Origin of the sequence: Aeromonas sp. FDAARGOS 1415 (assembly GCF_019048365.1) — a bacterium.
GTDB lineage: Bacteria > Pseudomonadota > Gammaproteobacteria > Enterobacterales > Aeromonadaceae > Aeromonas > Aeromonas taiwanensis.
Map to the genome: position 1 here is coordinate 1,220,519 of NZ_CP077363.1, position 21,982 is coordinate 1,242,500.

At 58.0% G+C, this 21,982-nt stretch carries 16 protein-coding genes, 1 tRNA gene and 2 rRNA genes (1 of these 19 only partly in view); 8 read left to right on the forward strand and 11 right to left on the reverse strand.

Features of this window, described 5'->3' with window-relative positions; translation table 11 throughout:
- Positions 1-84 precede the first annotated feature (84 nt).
- On the forward strand, positions 85-1,149 hold the full coding sequence (locus I6L45_RS05890) for a glycosyltransferase family 9 protein (protein WP_216983683.1): 1,065 nt from the start codon (positions 85-87) through the stop codon (positions 1,147-1,149).
- Here the strand turns inward: I6L45_RS05890 and I6L45_RS05895 are convergent.
- From I6L45_RS05895 to rfaD, 6 genes are all read right to left on the reverse strand, one after another.
- A complete protein-coding gene (locus tag I6L45_RS05895) occupies positions 1,100-2,182 on the reverse strand; it encodes a glycosyltransferase family 9 protein (protein ID WP_254204374.1) in 1,083 nt (360 codons plus the stop codon). The two genes, I6L45_RS05890 and I6L45_RS05895, sit on opposite strands and share 50 nt — an antisense overlap.
- Entirely contained in the window at positions 2,182-2,859 is a 678-nt protein-coding gene (locus I6L45_RS05900) for a glycosyltransferase family 25 protein (protein WP_216983684.1), read from the reverse strand. The genes I6L45_RS05895 and I6L45_RS05900 overlap by 1 nt, the downstream gene beginning before the upstream one ends.
- Positions 2,856-4,076 (reverse strand): O-antigen ligase, encoded by a 1,221-nt coding sequence (locus tag I6L45_RS05905; protein ID WP_216983685.1) that lies wholly within the window; start codon positions 4,074-4,076, stop codon positions 2,856-2,858. Before I6L45_RS05905 ends, I6L45_RS05900 begins: the two co-directional genes overlap by 4 nt.
- A gap of 3 nt (positions 4,077-4,079) precedes the next feature.
- The gene (locus I6L45_RS05910; RefSeq protein WP_216983686.1) at positions 4,080-5,840 is read right to left on the reverse strand and encodes a polysaccharide deacetylase family protein; all 1,761 of its coding nucleotides are present in this window, start codon (positions 5,838-5,840) and stop codon (positions 4,080-4,082) included.
- 99 nt (positions 5,841-5,939) lie between these two features.
- On the reverse strand, positions 5,940-7,061 hold the full coding sequence (locus tag I6L45_RS05915; RefSeq protein WP_216983687.1) for a glycosyltransferase: 1,122 nt from the start codon (positions 7,059-7,061) through the stop codon (positions 5,940-5,942).
- 85 nt (positions 7,062-7,146) lie between these two features.
- Entirely contained in the window at positions 7,147-8,106 is a 960-nt protein-coding gene (gene rfaD, locus I6L45_RS05920) for an ADP-glyceromanno-heptose 6-epimerase (protein WP_216983688.1), read from the reverse strand.
- A 153-nt stretch (positions 8,107-8,259) separates the two neighbouring features.
- Between rfaD and I6L45_RS05925 the strand changes: the two genes are divergently transcribed.
- The 5 genes from I6L45_RS05925 (at position 8,260) to I6L45_RS05945 (ending at position 14,444) form a co-directional block, all read left to right on the forward strand.
- Positions 8,260-8,904, forward strand: a complete 645-nt coding sequence (locus I6L45_RS05925; RefSeq protein ID WP_210549821.1) for a TetR/AcrR family transcriptional regulator — start codon at positions 8,260-8,262, stop codon at positions 8,902-8,904.
- A 182-nt stretch (positions 8,905-9,086) separates the two neighbouring features.
- A complete protein-coding gene (locus I6L45_RS05930) occupies positions 9,087-10,277 on the forward strand; it encodes a glycine C-acetyltransferase (protein WP_216983689.1) in 1,191 nt (396 codons plus the stop codon).
- 86 nt (positions 10,278-10,363) lie between these two features.
- Positions 10,364-11,389, forward strand: coding sequence for an L-threonine 3-dehydrogenase (gene tdh / locus I6L45_RS05935; RefSeq protein WP_043763620.1), 1,026 nt, complete (start codon positions 10,364-10,366; stop codon positions 11,387-11,389).
- Positions 11,390-11,603: 214 nt separating this feature from the next.
- Positions 11,604-12,056, forward strand: a complete 453-nt coding sequence (locus tag I6L45_RS05940) for a cytochrome c5 family protein (RefSeq protein WP_043763622.1) — start codon at positions 11,604-11,606, stop codon at positions 12,054-12,056.
- 84 nt (positions 12,057-12,140) lie between these two features.
- Positions 12,141-14,444 carry a bifunctional diguanylate cyclase/phosphodiesterase gene (locus tag I6L45_RS05945; protein WP_216983690.1) on the forward strand — a complete coding sequence of 768 codons (2,304 nt, stop codon included), beginning with the start codon at positions 12,141-12,143 and terminating at the stop codon, positions 14,442-14,444.
- Here the strand turns inward: I6L45_RS05945 and rep are convergent.
- Complete coding sequence (gene rep, locus I6L45_RS05950; protein ID WP_216983691.1) at positions 14,431-16,443, reverse strand: DNA helicase Rep; 2,013 nt, start codon at positions 16,441-16,443, stop codon at positions 14,431-14,433. The genes I6L45_RS05945 and rep overlap by 14 nt on opposite strands.
- A gap of 152 nt (positions 16,444-16,595) precedes the next feature.
- Between rep and I6L45_RS05955 the strand changes: the two genes are divergently transcribed.
- Both I6L45_RS05955 and I6L45_RS05960 read left to right on the forward strand, forming a co-directional pair.
- A complete protein-coding gene (locus tag I6L45_RS05955; protein ID WP_216983692.1) occupies positions 16,596-17,816 on the forward strand; it encodes an aminotransferase class V-fold PLP-dependent enzyme in 1,221 nt (406 codons plus the stop codon).
- Between the two features lie 13 nt (positions 17,817-17,829).
- Positions 17,830-18,264, forward strand: coding sequence for a SufE family protein (locus tag I6L45_RS05960; RefSeq protein WP_216983693.1), 435 nt, complete (start codon positions 17,830-17,832; stop codon positions 18,262-18,264).
- 21 nt (positions 18,265-18,285) lie between these two features.
- Here the strand turns inward: I6L45_RS05960 and tcdA are convergent, their stop codons facing one another.
- The 4 genes from tcdA to I6L45_RS05980 all read right to left on the reverse strand — a co-directional run.
- Entirely contained in the window at positions 18,286-19,122 is an 837-nt protein-coding gene (gene tcdA / locus I6L45_RS05965) for a tRNA cyclic N6-threonylcarbamoyladenosine(37) synthase TcdA (protein ID WP_216983694.1), read from the reverse strand.
- A gap of 169 nt (positions 19,123-19,291) precedes the next feature.
- A tRNA-Asp gene (locus I6L45_RS05970) sits at positions 19,292-19,368 on the reverse strand.
- A gap of 97 nt (positions 19,369-19,465) precedes the next feature.
- Positions 19,466-19,580: ribosomal RNA gene (gene rrf, locus I6L45_RS05975) — 5S ribosomal RNA — on the reverse strand.
- 83 nt (positions 19,581-19,663) lie between these two features.
- Positions 19,664-21,982: ribosomal RNA gene (locus tag I6L45_RS05980) — 23S ribosomal RNA — on the reverse strand (it continues 570 nt past the right edge of the window).

Here is a 21,982-nt window from a genome sequence, read left to right on the forward strand (position 1 = left end):
ACGCCGTCGCGGCAGCATCTGACGGTCGAGTGCGATATGCTGTTTCGCTGTCGTTCAACCATGACCTCACATGAGGCCTTCTCCATGAAATACCTGGTAGTACAAACCAAACAGATAGGGGACGTGCTGATCTCCACCGCCCTGTGCAACAACCTCAAGCAGCACGATCCTGCCGGGGAGGTTCATTATCTGGTCATGGATTACTGTGCGGGGATGGCGGAGGGTAACCCCAACATCGACAAGCTGATCATCATCGAGAAGGCGCGCCGCAACGAGTGGCGCTATATGAAGGATTTGCTGTTGGGGATCCGCCGCGAGCACTACGACGTGGTGATCAACAGCCAGGGCCAGATGATAGGCCTGCTGACCTGCCTGCTCTCCGGGGCCGGTCTGCGGCTCGGATTCGACTCCTTCCCCTGGCGACTCGGCCACAATCGCATCGTGCGCTTCCGACACGACACCGAGCATCGGGGCAACAGCACCCTGGTGGACGACAGATTCTCCCTGCTCAAGCCCCTCGGCCTCGCCAGGGAGGATCGCAACTACTATCTCTGGCTCAGCGACGAGGAGAGACAGCGGGGGCGCGAGACCCTGCTGGCCGCCGGCGTCGACCTGAGCCGCCCGCTCATCGCCATGGGGGTCAACTCGCTGGGCCACTACAAGCGCTGGCCCATTGACTGCTTCGCCGAGGTCGCCCAGTGGCTGATCGAACAGCACAACGCCCAGATCCTGATCTACTGCGGGCCGGGGGAAGAGGAATACAATCGGGGCCTCAGACCGTTACTGCCTGAGGCGCTGCACGCCAGCGTGTTTGACCAGATCAAGACCCGCTCGGTGCGCGAGCTGGTGGGGCTCTTCGCCCATTGCCAGCTCTTCGTCGGCAACGACACCGGCCCGCGGCACATGGCACAGGCCATCGATCTGCCGCTGCTGACCATAGTGGCACCGGGTGGCGACAAGATCATCGCCAACCCGGTAAACCACCCCCGTTATCAGGCCATCGATATCTTCGATGCCAAGGGGACAGACTATCGACTCCCGCCCCAGGAGAAAGACGCCTTCGATGAAGCCCTGTTCCGCGCAATTACGCCGGAGCTGGTTATTCAGCGGCTGGAGACTCTGCTTGCTCAGTCGCAGCCAACAGACTAGATAGCGCCTCACAGACGGTCCGATTATCGACGTTGTTCATGTCGGCATTCAGGCCCGGGGAATCGCTGAAGAGGATCCGGACCTTCGGCGTGCTGGTCGGTAGCCACTGATTGAACACCTCACCATGACGTGGGTAGACCGCCACCAGCGGCTTCTCCAATCCGACGGCGATATGCACTATGGCGGTGTCCACCGACAGTACGGCCCTGGACTGCTGAACACAATAGATCGCATCATCAATGGTTTTCACACCCTCCAGCAGCATGACATTGCTGGCTGTACAGGCGCCGACCATGGACGCTGCCGCGTCATAAGTGGCGGGTGAGGACAGAAGCCCGAAGCGGCAATCCGAGAATTCATTCCCCAGCGTGTTCAATAACGCAACCACCTTGGCGTGGGAGAACGACTTGTACTGGGTGCTGCCGAAGGGATTGAGGAGAACAAGATCCTCGCAGGCAGAGGTCACATTCCCCCTCCTTGCTACAGGGATGATGTACTGGGGATCTATATCGCCAGCCCCCAGCAGAGACAACAGATGGCGATATTTATCCTGGAACAGCATGCCCGCCGTCGCCCTGGAGAGTTTCACATTGACGCGTCCGATACTGTCATCAAGGGAGGCAACATTGGTCGGCGAGAGCTTGTGCAGGAGATAAAGATCTTTCATCTTCATCCCCTCGGTGAGATGTATCACCAGATCGACATGATCAATGGTTGACGCCATCTCGCCGATGGCACGGTAGCTGGGCCTCTTGTTGATCTCGATGACTTCATCAACGCCGAAACAATCCCGATACAGGCTGGCCAACGCAGGGGTCGTGATCACGGTCACCCTCTTGCTCCCCGGCAGCTTTTTTATCTCCCTGAAGAAAAATGAAGAGATAAACGAGTCTCCCAATTTGGCATCCCAGCGGACGACCAGCACGTGGTTGACATCCCCTTGCATGCCGAGGGGAATCTTCTTGTCAAACAAGAGTATACCCAGCGCTCTGCGCACCCGATCACGCAACAGTTGCAGATAGCCGATCACCATCACACCCCTTTGCTGTCGGTATGATGACCATAATTACGATCGTCAATCGTGGTATCAAACAGGCCGACATCCATGCAGCATGGCTCGATCCCGGATGCCGTCAGACCATTGAATTGCAAGCGTCCCGTCAGATAATCTGAGGGCATCCGGACAGGATATGCCTTGCTCAGCAACTTTTTGGCCCCAGACAGGGTCAAGATATACCCGGCTGTCGATATAATTCCGCGCTTGGAATGTCGACTAGGGTAAATGTATTTGGCAAGACGATAACCTTCCGGCATTTTTTTCATCCATGGCCAAGACTTCACCTTGCCATGATGCAGGAAAATGATATCCGACTGGCAGGTAGCAATTGCCCTTTTTGCTATGGCTTGAAAACTCCCATGCAGGTAAATATCGTCCTCTAGAACTATGCAGCGCTCAATATTTTTGGCGACCATCATCTCATATATTCTAATGTGGCTCATGGCACAGCCGACTTCGCCCAGGCTCAGGTCATGACCACAAAATTGCTTGGCCGCAGGAAAATTCACTCGTTCCAACTCTTTCTCTGAGAGGTTTCTCCCATCGACGGCATCGAAAAATGAAAAGTCAATGGAACGACTACGCATATGTTTTTCAATAAAGTCTCGCCGATCATGGCTTCTTGCCAGACTAATCACGAATACTGGGGTCATGATATTTTCTCGTCATTCTTACATTTAATTTCTATCGCACACCAGCAAAAAACCAGACTCAACACATAAAGATATAGAGTATTCTGCTGTTCAAAAGGCACATCGCTCAATGCGCTGATGGCAAAGGAAAGTGGAATAATCGAATATGGCGATCCCCATCCCTTTTTTTCGATGAAAATTTTCATGGGATAGAAAATGAAGGCCATGAGGGCCAACAGCCCCATCATTCCCCGGATAATCAGGCTCTGCATATACTGGTTATGGGCATGGGCCAAGGCAGTATCCAGCACTAATGGTGAGACCAAGCCTTGCGATACTTGCTGCTCCTTGACAGCTCTAAACCCATCTGAGCCCACTCCAATAAGGGGTGAATCTAAAAACCCCAGCCAGGCACTCTTCCAGGCAACCACCCTCAGTCCCCACGAAGAGTAGTATGAACCACTCTCAATTTCATTGATATCCGATACTGCGGAAGTAATCCTGTTTTGTACAATAGTATTTGTATGATAAATACACCCAATACCTATCACGAACAACAGGGCAATAGCACTATACTTCCATGGTTTGAAAATCGCTTTATAAAGCACCACATAAATAATGATGACACCCAGTGCCAGCCACACCCCTCGGCTTTGTGAGAGATAGAGTGCAAGCAGGGAAGATGCCACGGCGATCAAGGCGCAGATTCTCACCCACGGATATTGCTTCGCCTTGGTAAACAGACACCAGTTCAGAATGGCTAATGTCAGTGCAGCCTGTGAGAACAAAATGGCATTGGTGAACCCCTCTACTCTGGCGATACCGTTCTCATGTTGCCAGGCACTCAATACACCCAGTCCAGCCCCCCCCGCCAGAATGGCAAGACAACCTAGTATTAAAAGTATTTTCTTGCGTGGCATCACCAGAGAAAAAACAGCCACATATAGCAGGTTTCGCATGACACCATACTGGTCACCATGGATAACTCTATTTATAAAAATAACTGCAGCGTAAAATAGGAAAACCCAGATCAGGCGACGATCAGTAAAGAATACTTCTCTCTTTCCCCCGACGAAATAATTCAGCAGACCAAAAACACCAGTGACGACGAGCAGGTTGGAAAAAATACTTTGACCAAAAGGAACCAGGAATAGCCCGCAGAAGGCGAACATGATAGTCAGTGCGTAAACTGTCGTCGTTGTTCTATCGAGTAACTCAAGAGGCTTAATAAACATCAACTCTTATTTCCTGAAGACATAGTTGCCACGGATCTTGCGCCACAGGCCGAACACGTCGGTACGGGGGAAGATGGCGATCCGGCGGATCTGAAGCGGGTCCTGATGCATGGCTCTGGGGCCGCTGTTGGTGGCCACAGCATAGCGATAACCGGCGTCGCAGGCCTGGGCTTTTGCGCTGTCGTTCAGATCCCCGTAAGGGTAGGCAAAGGAGAGCAGCGGGTGGCCCAGCAACTGCTCCAGCCACGCCTTGTTTGCCCGGATCTCGTGATCCTGTTGCTCAGGCGTCAGCTGGCTCAGACGGGGGTGGGTCAGGGTATGTCCCCCGATTTCCACGTGCCCGGAGGCCACGATCGCCTTGATTTCCTCCGGTTTCATCAGGGTCACCGGTGTGTCAGGGTGGGTCGGATGCTCCACGTCCCAGCGGTTGTGATCCTCGCCGGTCACCACGTAGACCACCGCCTTGTAACCATATTTTTCCAGCAGCGGCAACATGCGGGTCAGGTTGTCCCGATAGCCGTCGTCCACGGTGATCATCAGGTACTTCTTGCCGTATTGCAGCCGATGGATAAACCCCTTGCCCGCTATATCTGCGAATGTCAGCGTCTCATAGCCGAGCCACTTCATTAAGCGCAGGTGCTTTTCGAACATGGTGATGGGCAACCAGGTGCCATGCACCCCCTTCTCGCTGTCATGCTCGATGAAGCGGTGGTACATGATGACCGGCATCTCCCGGCGCAGAGTCTCGACCACGGCATCCTGATAGATGGACTCCAGCCCGGTGACCACACCTTGCAGGTCATACTCCTGCAAAACACGCTGGCGCACAGGGTCTGGCACCACCTTGCTGGCCAGTGCCGAAGGAATCTGCACCTTCAGCTCGGCAAAATCGATGGCCAGATCCCAGGGGCCGATGTCACCGAAGTTGCTGGCGAGCGCCTCATCCAGATTCGATTCGTCCACCAGCCCGATCGCCTTGGCCTCACCGATGGCAAACGCCGGACGACCACACAGCAGAGCCTCCATCGCCACCCGACCGGCGCCCACAACCAGATCGCAACCTGCCAGCAGGGCGGGCACATCGTCCACATAGCCCACAAAGTCGACCTTGTCCTGGAACCGGGCGAACCGCTCCGGCACCCGGGTACCGCTGACGACCCGCACCCGGCAGGCATCCAGATCCAGCACCTCATCCAGCAACCGGTAGCAGAGCTCCCCCTTGGGGCCGCTCAGCCGACCGATGATGGCAATCACCGGCTTGTCGTTGTCCGGGGCCGGCACGGGCTGGAACTTGTCGGTCTCGATGCCGTTGCGCAGCACCTGGACGATGGCGGGATCCACCCCCAGGTTGTCGATGATCTGGCTGGCAATGTCCTCGCACACCGCCACCGCCCGGTAGCCCAGCGCATGAAATGCCTTGCGGGAGGCATGCACCGGCTGACGACCGTGCACCGTGGTGATCATGGGGGTGCCGGTCAGCTTGCAGGCCACATAGCTGCTCCAGCCGGAGGCACGCGAGTGGGCATGCACCAACTGGATATGATGCTTCTTGATCAGGTAGACGAGGTAAAACACGTGCCAGAAACGGCGCAGGATGCTGCGCTTGTTGAAACGCAGCTTGAACACAGGCCCTTGGGTGGGCTTGGTCAGGGTATCCGAGACATAGAAGACGTTGTGACCACGTCGGGTCAGCTCATTGCCAACCGTCGTGGCATAGACCTCAGCGCCCGTCACTTCGAGCTGGGAGAGAGCCATCAGTATATTCATAGGTATCCAAGTCACGACCAAGGTTGCTCATCCACGCTGCCACTGTACCATATCCTTCCCCGGTAGCTGTGCCTGCTCAGGATGGAGCAACTCAGGGGTTTAGCTATCCAGCAGATGCTCGATGTCCATGATGCTGCGTTCAAAGCGGAAAATGTCGGCGCGATGTTTGGACAGGCTGGCATAGCGTGCGCGGCACTCCTCATCTTCCAGAAGTGTCTTGATTGCCTCCGCCAGCGCAGGAGCATCGTCAACGGGCACCAGACAGCCAAACTCTCCGTCATTCAGTGCCTCTTTGGGGCCGGTACAAGCCGTCGAGACAATGGCCTTGCCAAGGGTCATGGCCTCTACCAGTACGACCGGATATCCCTCATAACGGGAAGACATCACGAATATATCGCAACCCGCTATATAGGGGTAAGGATTGTCCTGAAAGCCCAACAAACTGGTGTAGTCACCCAGTTGGTGTTCGTGGATATATTTCTCCAATACTGCACGATCCGAACCTTCGCCAAGGATGGTCAGATGGTAGTTCATCCCGGAAGTAATATTCTGGTGATGAGCCGCCAGCAAAAGATCAAACGCCTTCTGCGAGTTCAGCAATCTGCCAATTGCCAGTACATTCAATCCATGGCCAACTTTGATACATTCATGCCCTTGGGTGGCGACGTATTTTGTATCAACAGGATTGTAAATAACCGAGACCTTACTCTCGAGAGAAGGATGGAGATTCAACACAGATTGTTTGACACCTTCCGACACGCAGACAACTGCATCTATCTTCCCATACATCACCTTCTCCATATCCCTGGGCAAGGTCTGGTGTCGCTCGAGATCGATATGCACCCAGGCTATTTTCTTCCGGGGGCCATTGAGATAGGACAACAACAGGCTTGCATCGCCCTCCAGGAAAGCAACGCCGACATCGTAATGATCGGCAAGCAGACTATTCGCCAACCAGGGCTTGGCCAAGACCAGGGAATACCATCTCTTTTTCAGAGAATAGATGATACCGCGGCGCAGAAAACCTGTCGGCTCAGGTCCTAACAAATATTTCACATGAATATAATGAGGCAATGTCGATAGATACACCCCTTCATATCGCAGCAGCAATAATGTTATTTCATATTTCGCTTCATCGAGATGATTGAGTATGTTGACCAGTACTTTTTCGGCTCCCCCGCCCTCCAATGTTTCCATTAAGAACAGCACTTTTTTCTTCATACTAGAAATCACATTATTTAAGGCGTAAGAAAGAATACAAGGGCTACCCGATATTGGAGTAGCCCTTGTCACTGAAGAAATCAGATCAGACCCGATTCAACCAAGCCATGTAATCGGCCACGCCTTCGGCCACTGTCTTGAACTCGCCGTCATAACCGACGCCGCGCAACTTGGTGAGGTCAGCCTGGGTGAAGCTCTGGTAGCGGCCCTTGAGGTGATCCGGGAAGGGGATGTATTCGATGGCGCCTTTCTGGTGATGCCTGATCACGGCTTCCGCCACGTTCTGGAACGGCTCGGCACGGCCGGTACCGCAGTTGAAGATGCCGGAGTGCTGCGGGTTCTGCCAGAACCAGAGGTTCACCTTGCAGACGTCGTCCACATAGATGAAATCGCGCATCTGGCCGCCGTCCGGGAAGCCGTCACAGCCCTCGAACAGCTTGGGGTTGTCCCCCTGCTTCACCTGGGTGTTGAGGTGGAAGGCCACGGACGCCATGGAGCCCTTGTGCTGCTCGCGCGGACCGTAGACGTTGAAATACTTCAGGCCCACGACCTGGGAGTTGATCTCCGGCATCCAGCGGCGCACGTACTGATCGAACAACTGCTTGGAGTAGCCGTAGACGTTGAGGGGCTGCTCGAACTTGGGATCTTCGATGAAGTTGTCGTTGCGACCGCCATAAGTCGCGGCGGAGGAGGCGTAGATGAACGGGATCTCGCGTTCGATGCAGTAGTGGAACAGATCCTTGGAGTACTCGTAGTTGACCTCCATGATGAACTTGCCGTTCCACTCCGTGGTCGCGGAGCAGGCACCCTCGTGGAAGATAACCTCGATACCGCCATCCCACTCCTCGAATTCGTCACCGGAGACGATGCGCGCCTGGAACTCATCCTTGTCCATGTAATCGGCGATGGTGAGATCGACCAGGTTGACGAACTTGGTGCCGTCGGTCAGGTCATCGATGACCACGATATCGGTCCGTCCTTGAGCGTTCAGCTGCTTGACCAGATTGCTGCCGATAAAGCCAGCACCGCCAGTTACTACGATCATGGAGTTTGCCTCGCGTACGTTGTGGCCCCGTGTGACTGCCTGTTAAAGCTGTGTATAGTGGGCCAATTTGAAATTGCCGAAAAGTTTATCACGGGCCGCAGAGGGATTCGACCTCGATGACTTTCCCCCCGGGGCCCGGCAGAGGGATCAGCGATGAAGACCAGAGACAGGATCATCCACAGCGCCATCGAGCTGTTCAACGACCAGGGTGAACGCAACATCACCACCAACCACATTGCCGCGCACCTCGGCATCAGCCCGGGCAACCTCTACTATCACTTTCGCAACAAAGAAGACATCATCCACTCCATCTTCGATCAATATGCCCGCCACCTGAGCGAGAGCTTTGCCCCCGCGCGCAGACAGGAGATCAATCTGGAAGACCTGATGGGTTATCTGGATGCCATCTTCTACCTGATGTGGCAATTCCGCTTCTTTTACGCGAATCTGCCGGACATTTTGAGTCGCGACGAACCGTTGCAACAGAAATACCTCAAAGCCCAGGAGCAGCTGCGTGCCACCGTGGAGGCGCTGCTCAGGAGCCTGCGCGAGGGGGGCATACTCGCTGTCAGTGACGAAGACCTGCCGGATCTGGGCCAGACCATCAAGATGGTCGTCACCTGCTGGATCCCCTTCCAGATCGCCCAGGCTCCCCACACCCGCATCACCAAGCCATTGCTTTATCAGGGAGTCTTGCGGGTGCTGTTCCTGCTGCGCCCCTATGTGCAGCCTCAGGTGGCCACGCAGATCCACCAGCTGGAGCAGCATTACCACCAACTGGCCCAACCAGCCGGGTGAGATCTGTTTCACAATTGTTTAATACCAGCATAAAAATTTGAATTTATGCGCAGGGATTACAGTAAAATGTTGCCCATTCTAGGGTCTGTCGGCGTTTCGTCGCGACCGTGACGACGCCGGCCCGTGCGGTTGCACGGCCCGAGATCCTGATTACCCAGTCGATACAGCAATGAGGACCGAGGATGTCTAACGGATTCTATCGTCACCTGACCGAGCAGCTCGAACAGGTCAAGGCGGAAGGGCTATACAAGCAGGAACGCATCATCACCTCGGCCCAGCAGGCCCAGATTGCGGTGGGCGGCGAGCAGGTACTGAACTTCTGTGCCAACAACTATCTGGGGCTGGCCAACCACCCCGATCTCATTGCCGCCGCCCATCAGGGCCTCGACAGCCACGGCTTCGGTATGGCCTCGGTGCGTTTCATCTGCGGCACCCAGGATCAGCACAAGGCGCTGGAGCAGAAGCTGTCTGCCTTCCTCGGCACCGAGGACAGCATCCTCTACTCTTCCTGCTTCGATGCCAACGGCGGTCTGTTCGAGACCCTGTTCGGTGCGGAAGACGCCATCATCTCCGACGCGCTCAACCACGCCTCCATCATCGATGGCGTGCGGTTGTGCAAAGCCAAACGCTACCGCTACGCCAACAACGACATGGCCGAGCTGGAAGCCCAGCTCAAGCAGGCCGATGCCGATGGCGCCCGCTTCAAGCTGATCGCCACCGACGGCGTCTTCTCCATGGACGGCGTCATCGCCGACCTCAAATCCATCTGCGATCTGGCGGACAAATACGACGCCCTGGTCATGGTGGATGACTCCCACGCCGTCGGCTTCATCGGCGAGAACGGTCGAGGCACCCACGAATACTGTGGCGTCATGGATCGGGTCGACATCATCACCGGCACCCTGGGCAAGGCCCTGGGCGGCGCCTCTGGCGGCTACACCTCCGGCAAGAAAGAGGTGATCGACTGGCTGCGTCAGCGCTCCCGTCCCTACCTCTTCTCCAACTCCCTGGCCCCCTCCATCGTCGCGGCCACCATCAAGGTGATCGACATGCTGGCCGACGGCCACGACCTGCGCGCCCGCCTGAAAGAGAACAGCGCCTATTTCCGCGAGCGGATGAGCGCTGCGGGCTTCACCCTGGCCGGTGCCGATCACGCCATCATCCCGGTCATGCTGGGGGATGCCAAGCTGGCCGCCGAGATGGCGAGCCGCATGCTGGACGCCGGCATCTACGTGGTGGGCTTCTCCTTCCCCGTGGTGCCCAAGGGCCAGGCACGCATCCGCACCCAGATGTCCGCCGCCCACACCCGGGAGCAGCTGGACAAGGCGATCGATGCCTTCATCCGCATCGGCCGCGAACTGGGCGTGATCTGAACCCGGATGATTGATTGAAACAGGGGCCAAGGTTGGGCCCCTTTTATTACCCTCTGTACCCGGCACAGCGCCGTGAGGACTCTGTCATGAAAGCACTCTCCAAACTCAAATCCGAAGTCGGCATCTGGATGACAGACGTGCCGGCTCCCGAGCTCGGCCACAACGATCTGCTGATCAAGATCCGCAAGACCGCCATCTGCGGCACCGACATCCACATCTACAACTGGGACGAATGGTCCCAGAAGACCATCCCGGTACCCATGGTCGTCGGCCACGAATATGTGGGGGAAGTGGTAGCCGTCGGTCAGGAAGTGCGCGGCTTCGCCGTGGGGGATCGCGTGTCGGGTGAAGGCCATATCACCTGCGGCCACTGCCGCAACTGCCGCGCCGGCCGCACCCACCTGTGCCGCAACACCATTGGCGTGGGCGTCAACCGCCCGGGGTCGTTTGCCGAGTACCTGGTGATCCCGGCCTTCAACGCCTTCAAGCTGCCGGACAACATCCCCGACGAGCTGGCCGCCATCTTCGATCCGTTCGGCAACGCCGTGCACACCGCCCTCTCCTTCGATCTGGTGGGTGAGGACGTGCTCATCACCGGCGCCGGCCCCATCGGCATCATGGCCGCCGCGGTCTGCCGTCATGTGGGCGCCCGCCACGTGGTGATCACCGACGTTAACGAGTACCGTCTCGAGCTGGCCCGCAAGATGGGTGCCACCCGCGCCGTCAACGTGAGCAAGGAGAAGCTCTCCGACGTCATGGCCGAGCTCGGCATGACCGAGGGCTTCGACGTGGGGCTGGAGATGTCCGGCGTACCCAGCGCCTTCCAGGACATGATCGACAAGATGAACCACGGCGGCAAAATTGCCATGCTCGGCATTCCCCCCTCCACCATGGCCATCGACTGGGGCAAGGTGATCTTCAAGGGACTGTTCATCAAGGGGATCTACGGCCGCGAGATGTTCGAGACCTGGTACAAGATGGCAAGCCTCATCCAGTCCGGGCTGGACCTCTCCCCCATCATCACCCACCGCTTCAAGGTCGACGACTTCCAGCAGGGCTTCGACGCCATGCGCTCCGGCCAGTCCGGCAAGGTGATCCTGAGCTGGGACTGACAAGTTCCGGGCACATAGGCCCCCGCCTTGACTGACTCATGAAACTCGGTGCATACCGGGTTTCTTTTTGGGGCCACCAGATCTTCCTCTCTCCCGTCGCCGAAACTTTGTTCGCAGATTGCTTAACACTTCACACACAAGCGTTTAAATGCCTGTAACTATTCGGTTATAATCCCGTCGTTTTCTAGGGATAATAAGAGCCTGCTGGGAGTACATGAGCGTGTTGAAAAAACTGAGCTATTTGCTGGCTGCCGGGATGGCGGCCGCCACCCTGTCCGGCACCGTGTTTGCCGCCGATGAGATGTCACCGGAAGCCATCGCCGAGCGCATCGCCCCGGTCGGCCAGGTCTATACCGCCAAGGATCTGGAGGGGATCGCGACGGCCGCCGCAGCCCCTGCCGCCGCATCGTCCGGTCCACGGGATGGCGAGACCGTGTTCAAGGCAGCCTGTTTTGCCTGCCACGACACCGGTGCCGCCGGCGCCCCGAAACGGGGAGACAAGGCGGCCTGGGAACCGCGCATCGCCCAGGGCTTCGATACCTTGCGCAAGCATGCCATCGAAGGCTTCACCGGCAAGGCCGGCATGATGCCACCACGGGGCACCTGCGCAGCCTGTAGTGACGAAGAGATCGAGAACGCCATTCACTACATGATCGACAAGCTCTAAGTATCTGAAAGGGCTCCCATTGCAGCCCTTTCAATCCAAGCACTTCCGACTACGCTTGAAGGTAAGTTGATTCGGGAGCATTGCATGTCAGTCCAGTCCACCACGCCGCCAGACTCCTCCTCTTTGCTGGCGGTCATCTCATCCATCATGGATTTTCCCGCTCCCGGCATCGCCGCCCCCCAAGATTACGCCAGACTCGTTGCCCAGCTGGACAGACTCTGCCCCTTGCAACACTTTGCCATGCTGGGGCTGGTCAACGGTGGCCTGCGCTGGTTGCACGAACATCAGCTGCCCGAGGCATTCAAGCAGCAGCTGGGACGGGAAGAACCCCGCCTCACGGAACAGCTCACCCGGCTCGATGAGCACCAGGGCTGGTGCGTGCAGATCGTGGAGCACCTCGAGGTACAGTGGCTGCTGGCCCGCACGACCCCGGAGCAGACACCCAGCCTGCGGCTGCTGCTGGAGTGCCTGGCCAAGCGCCTGCACGAGACCCAGGCCGGCGCCCAGCTGGCTGGGCAGGCCTCCCCCCTCATGCAGCGGGATCCCCACTGGCAGGAAAAAATAGAGAAGATCGGCCGCATCATGCGGCTCGCTCACAACCTGCCGCAGCATGCCCTGTTTGCCCAGCTGGAGGCGGTGCTGCGCCAGATGCTGGCCGTCAGCGACATGTTGTTGATCCGGCTGGAGAACCAGCGCCTGGATCGGCTCTACCCGACGCACCTCTCGTACGATGACGATATTCTCCAGGCCCTGTGCCACAGCACCAACAGCATCGAGCGCCACGACGCCGGCCTCTACTGGTACAGTCTGCCCCTGCGCCAGCAACAACAGTATTTTGCTCACCTCATCATCAACACGGCCCAACCTTTGGCAGCCGATGACAGGCTGTTTCTCGACTTCCTGCGCCATCAGCTGACCCTGCTGCTGGAGCTGAAAAGAGTCCGGCAACAACTGGATGCTCTCAACTCGGAAGAGTCCATCAACCAGCGGCTCCAGCAGCTTCGCCAAACCAACCTCAGGCTGCAGAAACGACTCAAGCACTACCAGGAGCTGGAGCGGCGGCTCCAGTTCAACGCCCTGCACGACCCCCTGACCCAGCTGCCAAACCGGGCCCTGCTGATGAATCACCTTCACCATGCCATGACACGCTACCGCCGTTACCAGAGCGCCGGTTTCACCCTGATCTTCGCCGATGTGGATCACTTCAAGCAGGTCAATGACGCATTGGGACACAGCACAGGGGATCAGCTGCTGCAGGAGCTGGGCAACCGCCTGCAGAGCTGCATCAGGCAAAATGACATGGTGGCACGGCTCGGGGGGGACGAATTTGTCATCTATCTCGACAACAGCCAGCGGGAAGCGGACATCAGCCCCGTGCTCAACCGCATCCTTGCCCGCATTGCCCACCCGTTCCGGCTGCAGGGCAATGAGCTGACCATTACTATCAGCCTGGGGGTGGCCAGTGTGTCGGAGCAGACCGCCGACATCAGCGAACTGCTGCACCAGGCCGATCTCGCCATGTATCAGGCCAAACGCAACGGCCGCAGCCGCATCGTCATGTATTCCGAGGCCTGCACCGAGCATGCCGGCTCACCGGAGGAGCGGCTGTTCAGGGCCTTGCGGGAAGGCAGGGTCGTCCCCTACTTCCAGCCGGTGATCCGGCTGTGCGACAGCCGTCTGGTCGGCCTGGAGGTGATGGCGCGCTGGATCACCGAGGAGGGGGAACTCAAGGATGCCTTCGACTTCATTCCCCTGGCCGAGCAGTGCGGCCTCATCCAGGATCTGGATCGCCAGATCCTGAGGCGCACCTGCCAGCAGCTGAAGCTATGGTTGCCGGTTTCGGGGAACAGTCGCTTCAAGATAGCCCTCAATCTCTCCGGCAAGCATTTGGCCAGCCGCGATCAGATCATGCGACTGGTCGGCATCATGGAGGAGGAGGGAGTCATTCCAGGTTATTTCATCTTCGAGTTCAACGAGCGCGAGATCTCCAGGCAGAGTGCCGACTCGCTCACCGCGCTGCATGAGCTCAGGGCCAAGGGGATCCAGATCAGCCTGGATGACTTCGGCACCGGCTTCTCCTCCCTCAACGCCCTGTTCCACTTCCCGGTGGACTACATCAAGGTGGATGACAGCTTCACCCACCGCATGATGAACTCCCCCAGGGATCTCGCGCTGATCCGCGCCATGCGCGACATCTGTCAGGATCTCGATTTCACTCTGGTGGTCGAGGGCATCGAAAACCAGCAGCAGCTGATGAAGCTGATCGAACTCGGCTGTGCCCTCGGGCAGGGGCGCCACATCTCCCCCCCGCTGCCGGGAGCGGACATCCTGCCCCTGCTGAGTCAGACGGGTCGGGAAATGATACCTTCCGACATCAATCCTTCTTGAACATGGCGCGCAGGTTGGCCACCGCCATCTGCCCCTTCTGCTGGCGCTCCTCGGCGCTCACCTGCTTCTGGTTTTCCCACTCCAGGTCATCCTGGGGTAACTCCAGCAGGAAGCGACTCGGCTCCGGCCGCACCGACTCGCCATACTGGCGCCGCTCCTTGCAGAGGGTGAAGGTCAGCTCGGCCTGGGCCCGGGTAATCCCCACGTAGGCGAGGCGACGCTCCTCCTCCACGTTGTCCTCGTCGATGCTGGTCTGGTGGGGCAGCAACCCCTCCTCCATGCCCACCATGTAGACATAGGGAAACTCCAGACCCTTGGAGGCGTGCAATGTCATCAGCTGCACCTGATCCGCCTCGTCCTCCCCCTCGTTGCGTTCCATCATGTCCCGCAGAGTGAGGCGTGTGACCACCTGGGCGAGCGTCATCGACTCCTCGAGCTCATCTCCCTCCAGCATCTCGCTGATCCAGCGATAGAGAGTGGAGACGTTCTGCATCCGCATCTCCGCCGCCTTGGGGCTGGGAGACGTCTCGTAGAGCCACTCCTCGTAGTGGATCTCCTTGATCATGTCCCGCACCGCTTCCACCGGGTTGCCGCGCAGGGCCTGATCACCGAGCCGTACCAGCCAGTTGGTGAAAGCCTGCAGGGCGGTGAGGCCACGTCCGGAGAGGTGCTGCTCCAGCCCCAGCTCGAAGCTGGCGGCAAACAGACTCTTGCCGCGCTGGTTGGCGTACTGGCCCAGTTTCTCGAGCGTGGTGGGACCGATCTCGCGCCGTGGCAGGTTCACCACCCGCAGGAAGGCGGTGTCCTCGTCCGGATTCACCAGCAGCTTGAGGTAGGCCATGATGTCCTTGATCTCGGTGCGGGAGAAGAAGGAGGTGCCCCCCGAAATGCGGTAAGGAATACGGTTGGTCATCAGCGCCTTCTCGAAGATGCGCGACTGATGGTTGCCCCGGTAGAGAATGGCGTAATCCTTGAAGCGGGTGCGGTTCATGAACTTGTGGCCCATCAGCTCGGCGGCGATGCGCTCCGCCTCGTGCTCCTCGTTCTTGGCAAACAGCACCTTGAGCTTGACCCCCTCGTCCAGCTCGGAGAAGAGCGCCTTGTCGTAGACGTGGGGGTTGTTGGCGATCAGGATGTTGGCGCACTTGAGAATGCGCCGCTTCGAGCGGTAGTTCTGCTCCAGCTTGATGAGCCGCAGATTGGGGAAATCCTCGTTCAGCAGCACCAGGTTCTGCGGTTTGGCCCCGCGCCAGGAGTAGATGGACTGGTCGTCGTCCCCCACCACGGTGAAGCGGGCACGCTCGCCGACTATCTGCTTCACCAGCTCGTACTGGCTGGTGTTGGTGTCCTGGTATTCGTCGACCAGCAGGTAGCGGATCTTGTTCTGCCAGCGCTCGCGCACCTCCTGGTTGCTCTTGAGCAGCAGGGTCGGCATCACGATGAGATCGTCGAAATCCAGCGCATTGTAGGCCACCATTTGCCGGTGATAGCGCTCGTAGAGCTGAGCCATCAGCACCTCTTCCGGCCCGCGGGCGATGCGCATGGCGCGGGCAGGCAGGATGAGGTCGTTCTTCCAGTTGGAGATCTGGCTGATGAGGGCGGAGAGCTTGTCCTTGTCGTTGTCGAGCTCGGCCTCGGTCAATTCTTTCAGCAGGGCCAGCTGGTCGGTATCGTCGAACAGGGAGAAGTTCGCCTTGAGGTTCAGGCTCTTGTGCTCACGACGGATGATCTCGAGCCCCAGGGTATGGAAGGTGGAGACCATCAACCCCCGCGCCTCCTTGCGACCCAGGGTCTGGCCGACCCGCTCTTTCATCTCCCGCGCCGCCTTGTTGGTAAAGGTGACCGCCGCTATGTTGCGCGCGTTGTAGCCACACTGCTGCACCAGGTAGGCAATCTTGTTGGTGATGACGCGGGTCTTGCCCGATCCGGCTCCCGCCAGCACCAGGCAAGGGCCGGAGACATACTTGACCGCTTCGTTCTGATTGGGGTTGAGCTTCATGGGCCGGATCTCTTGGCTTATGATGAGGGGCAGCATTGTAGCAGAGATCCCGCGGGCAGCCGAAACCGGACACGGGAGCCCGTCACTTCGTCTTGTGTTTGCCCGCCATTTTCCGGATCATGACCGACTTTTCCAGATGAGATGAGGGGAGCATGAATCAGCAACAGCACGCCCTGCTGCGTGGCCAGTTTCCGGCCTTGGCACAGGAGGTCAACGGCCACCCTCTGATCTATCTGGACAACGCCGCCACCACCCAGAAACCGCAGGCGGTGCTGGATGCGATCAATCACTACTATCGAGCCGACAACGCCAACGTGCACCGTGCCGCCCACGCACTGAGCGGCCGGGCCACCCGAGCCTTCGAGGCCGCCCGCGAGACGGTGGCCCGCTTTATCAATGCCCCTCGCAGCCACGAGGTGATCTGGACCCGCGGTACCACGGAGGCGATCAACCTGGTGGCCCAGAGCTGGGGGATGAGCGAGCTGAGGGCGGGGGATGAAGTCGTGCTCAGCACCCTGGAACACCACGCCAACATCGTCCCCTGGCAGCTGGTTGCCCAGCGCACCGGCGCCGTCATCCGGGTCGTCCCCCTCGATGAACGGGGCGATCTCGACATGGCCGCCTATCTGGCCATGCTGGGACCACGTACCCGACTGGTGAGCGTGGCTCACGTCTCCAATGCCCTCGGTACCGTCAATCCAGTTGAGCAGATAGTGGCGGCCGCCAAGGCGGTCGGTGCCCTGACCCTGATCGACGGTGCCCAGGCAGTGGCTCACCTGGAGGTAGATGTGCAGGCCATCGGCTGCGACTTCTACGCCTTCTCCGGCCACAAGCTCTACGGCCCGACCGGCATCGGCGTACTGTGGGGCCGCACCGCACTGCTGGAGCGGATGCCGCCCTGGCAGGCCGGCGGCGAGATGATCGACAGAGTCAGCTTCAGCGGCACCACCTTCAATAGCCTGCCCTTCAAGTTCGAGGCAGGCACCCCCCATATCGCTGGCGCCATCGGCCTGGCTGCCGCCATCGACTTTATCGAGCAGCAAGACAGAGCGTCACTGGCTTGTCATGAGGAAGAGCTCACCGATTATCTGGTGGCGGGACTACAACAGGTCCCCGGCCTGCGTCTCATCGGCGAACCCGGTCAGCGCGCAGGCGCCGTCTCCTTCCTGCTCGACGATATCCACCCGCAGGATGCCGCCACCCTGCTCGACATGCAGGGCATAGCGCTGCGAGTCGGTCATCACTGCGCCATGCCGTTGATGGAGAGCCTTGGCATTGGCGGCACAATGCGAGCCTCACTCGCCTGTTACAACAACCGTGACGATGTGGACGCCCTGCTGGCCGCCCTGCACAAACTCAGTGACTTTTTCTAAGGCAGACAACCCGATGAACAGCCTCGCAACCTATACCCGGATCGGCCTTGATCCCGACGCAGATAGCATCCGCCGACAGTTTGCTGCGGCAAATGGCTGGGAGAACCAGTACCGGCTCATCATCCAGCTCGGCAAGCTGTTGCCCGCGCTACCCGGCGAATGGCAGCAGGAGGAATTCCGCCTCAAGGGATGTGAAAGCCAGGCCTGGCTAAAGGGAGAGGTGGGTGAGGACGGCAACTGGCACTTTGCCTGTGATTCAGATGCCCGCATCGTGCGTGGCCTCATCGTCATCGTACTGGCGGCGCTCAATCATCAGACTGCCGATGCTATCCAGGCTTTTGATATGGATGCCTATTTCAGCGAGATCGGGCTCGAGAAACACCTGAGCCCGTCGCGGGGCAACGGGCTCAGGGCAATCGTGTTGGCAATCCGGGAGCAGGCCGTCTAACCCGCCTTGTTCAGTGGCCGATCAGGCCTCACCAATCGACCCTGCGCCTTCATTCCCGGCCTCTTTCTCGGCGCGGGCCCCCCGTTCGGCAATCTTCTTCAATACCCGGGACGCTGCAACCAAGCCAAAAGTGGCCGTCACCGGCGTCACGGCACCAAAGCCGGAGGCACAATCCATCTTCATGTTGCCATCGCTGGCCGCCTTGGCCTGACAGGTACCGCCATTCCCGTCCGGGTAGCTCAACTGCTCAGTAGAGAAGACACACTCCACCCCGAACTTGCGCGCCGGATTCTTGCTGAAGTTGTGCAGCCGGCGCAGGTCGGAGCGCACCTTGGCGGCCAGCGGATCCTGAATGGTCTTGGCCAGATCGGCCACGGTGATCTGCGTCGGGTCCATCTGCCCACCGGCGCCGCCCGCCACAATCACCGGGATCTTGTTGCGCTTGCAGAAGGCAATCAGCGCCACCTTGGCCTTGACCGAGTCGATGGCATCCACCACATAGTCAAACTCCCGCTTGATATGTTCGGCCAGGTTGTCGGCGGTAACGAAGTCATCCACCTCGATCACCTCGCAATCCGGGTTGATGGTACGGATGCGCTCGGCCATCACCTCCGTCTTGAGGCGACCGACCGTGCCCTGCATGGCGTGGATCTGGCGGTTGGTGTTGGTGATGCAGATGTCGTCCATGTCGATCAGGGTGATCTGGTTGATGCCGGCACGGGCCAGCGCCTCTGCCGCCCAGGAGCCGACGCCGCCGATCCCGACCACGCAGACTCTCGCCTGGCTGAAGGAACCAAGTGCACCCTGACCATAAAGACGGGCTATGCCCCCGAATCGCTGTAGATACTCTGCTTTCATACCACCACCTTGCTTGAGGGCGGCCATTATAGCGACAACCATGGGCGGCGGCGAATTTCAGATAAATATGAAACGGGATGGGGCAACGAAATCAGGCTAACTGAGATGAGATAAAGAGATCGCAGAGACAAAAAAAAAGCCCAGTCTTTCGACTGGGCTTCTTAAGTAGTGGCGGAGCGGACGGGACTCGAACCCGCGACCCCCGGCGTGACAGGCCGGTATTCTAACCGACTGAACTACCGCTCCGCATTCGGTTAGCTTGCGCTAAATCTTTTGCCGCTTCTTCTGAGGTGTCATCCTCGCAGCCAGTAACGTGATTTTGCACATCACTGTTTAATTGGGTGCCTGGCAGTGTCCTACTCTCGCATGGCGAATGCCACACTACCATCGGCGCTACAGCGTTTCACTTCTGAGTTCGGCATGGGGTCAGGTGGTTCCACTGCGCTATTGCCGCCAGGCAAAATCTTCAATCTGAAAAAGCTGATTTAGTTATTCGTTCTCGGTATCTGCTACAAGTCTCTGAACACTTCTTGGGTGTTGTATGGTTAAGCCTCACGGGTAATTAGTATGGGTTAGCTCAACACGTCGCCGCGCTTACACACCCCACCTATCAACGTTGTGGTCTCCAACGGCCCTTTAGGACCCTCAAGGGGTCAGGGATGACTCATCTCAGGGCTCGCTTCCCGCTTAGATGCTTTCAGCGGTTATCGATTCCGAACTTAGCTACCGGGCAGTGCCACTGGCGTGACAACCCGAACACCAGAGGTTCGTTCACTCCGGTCCTCTCGTACTAGGAGCAACTCCCTTCAATCATCCAACGCCCACGGCAGATAGGGACCGAACTGTCTCACGACGTTCTGAACCCAGCTCGCGTACCACTTTAAATGGCGAACAGCCATACCCTTGGGACCGACTTCAGCCCCAGGATGTGATGAGCCGACATCGAGGTGCCAAACACCGCCGTCGATATGAACTCTTGGGCGGTATCAGCCTGTTATCCCCGGAGTACCTTTTATCCGTTGAGCGATGGCCCTTCCATTCAGAACCACCGGATCACTATGACCTACTTTCGTACCTGCTCGACCTGTCCGTCTCGCAGTTAAGCTGGCTTATGCCATTGCACTAACCTCCTGATGTCCGACCAGGATTAGCCAACCTTCGTGCTCCTCCGTTACTCTTTGGGAGGAGACCGCCCCAGTCAAACTACCCACCAGGCACTGTCCGCGAGCCCGATTCAGGGCCCTGCGTTAGAACATCAAACATACAAGGGTGGTATTTCAAGGACGGCTCCAGCGCAACTGGCGTCACGCCTTCAAAGCCTCCCACCTATCCTACACATGTAGGTTCAATGTTCAGTGCCAAGCTGTAGTAAAGGTTCACGGGGTCTTTCCGTCTAGCCGCGGGTACACCGCATCTTCACGGCGAATTCGATTTCACTGAGTCTCGGGTGGAGACAGCATGGCCATGGTTACACCATTCGTGCAGGTCGGAACTTACCCGACAAGGAATTTCGCTACCTTAGGACCGTTATAGTTACGGCCGCCGTTTACCGGGGCTTCGATCAAGAGCTTCGCTTGCGCTAACCCCATCAATTAACCTTCCGGCACCGGGCAGGTGTCACACCCTATACGTCCACTTTCGTGTTTGCAGAGTGCTGTGTTTTTGATAAACAGTCCCAGCCATCTGGTCACTGCGACTCCCGTCAGCTCCATCCGCAAGGGACTTCACCAACAAGAGCGTACCTTCTCCCGAAGTTACGGTACTATTTTGCCTAGTTCCTTCACCCGAGTTCTCTCAAGCGCCTTGGTATTCTCTACCCGACCACCTGTGTCGGTTTGGGGTACGATGACTTGTAATCTGAAGCTTAGAGGCTTTTCCTGGAAGCAGGGCATCAATGGCTTCCGCACCGTAGTGCGTTCGTCTCGTGTCTCAGTGTTGTGTCTCCGGATTTGCCTAGAAACACCACCTACGCACTTTCACCAGGACAACCGTCGCCTGGCCCACCTAGCCTTCTCCGTCCCCCCATCGCAATTACAAGTCGTGCAGGAATATTAACCTGCTTCCCATCGATTACGCCTTTCGGCCTCACCTTAGGGGTCGACTCACCCTGCCCCGATTAACGTTGGACAGGAACCCTTGGTCTTCCGGCGAGGAGGCTTTTCACCCCCTTTATCGTTACTTACGTCAGCATTCGCACTTCTGATATCTCCAGCATGCCTCTCGACACACCTTCGCAGACTTACAGAACGCTCCCCTACCACTTGCACTGAGTGCAAATCCGCGGCTTCGGTGCCTGGTTTGAGCCCCGTTACATCTTCCGCGCAGGCCGACTCGACTAGTGAGCTATTACGCTTTCTTTAAATGATGGCTGCTTCTAAGCCAACATCCTAGCTGTCTGAGCCTTCCCACATCGTTTCCCACTTAACCAGAACTTTGGGACCTTAGCCGGCGGTCTGGGTTGTTTCCCTCTTCACGACGGACGTTAGCACCCGCCGTGTGTCTCCCGGATATTACTTACTGGTATTCGGAGTTTGCATGGGGTTGGTAAGTCGGGATGACCCCCTAGCCCAAACAGTGCTCTACCCCCAGTAGTATTCGTCCGAGGCGCTACCTAAATAGCTTTCGGGGAGAACCAGCTATCTCCGAGTTTGATTGGCCTTTCACCCCCAGCCACAGGTCATCCCCTAACTTTGCAACGTTAGTGGGTTCGGTCCTCCAGTTGATGTTACTCAACCTTCAACCTGCCCATGGCTAGATCACCCGGTTTCGGGTCTACACCTTGCAACTAGACGCCCAGTTAAGACTCGGTTTCCCTACGGCTCCCCTATACGGTTAACCTCGCTACAAAATGTAAGTCGCT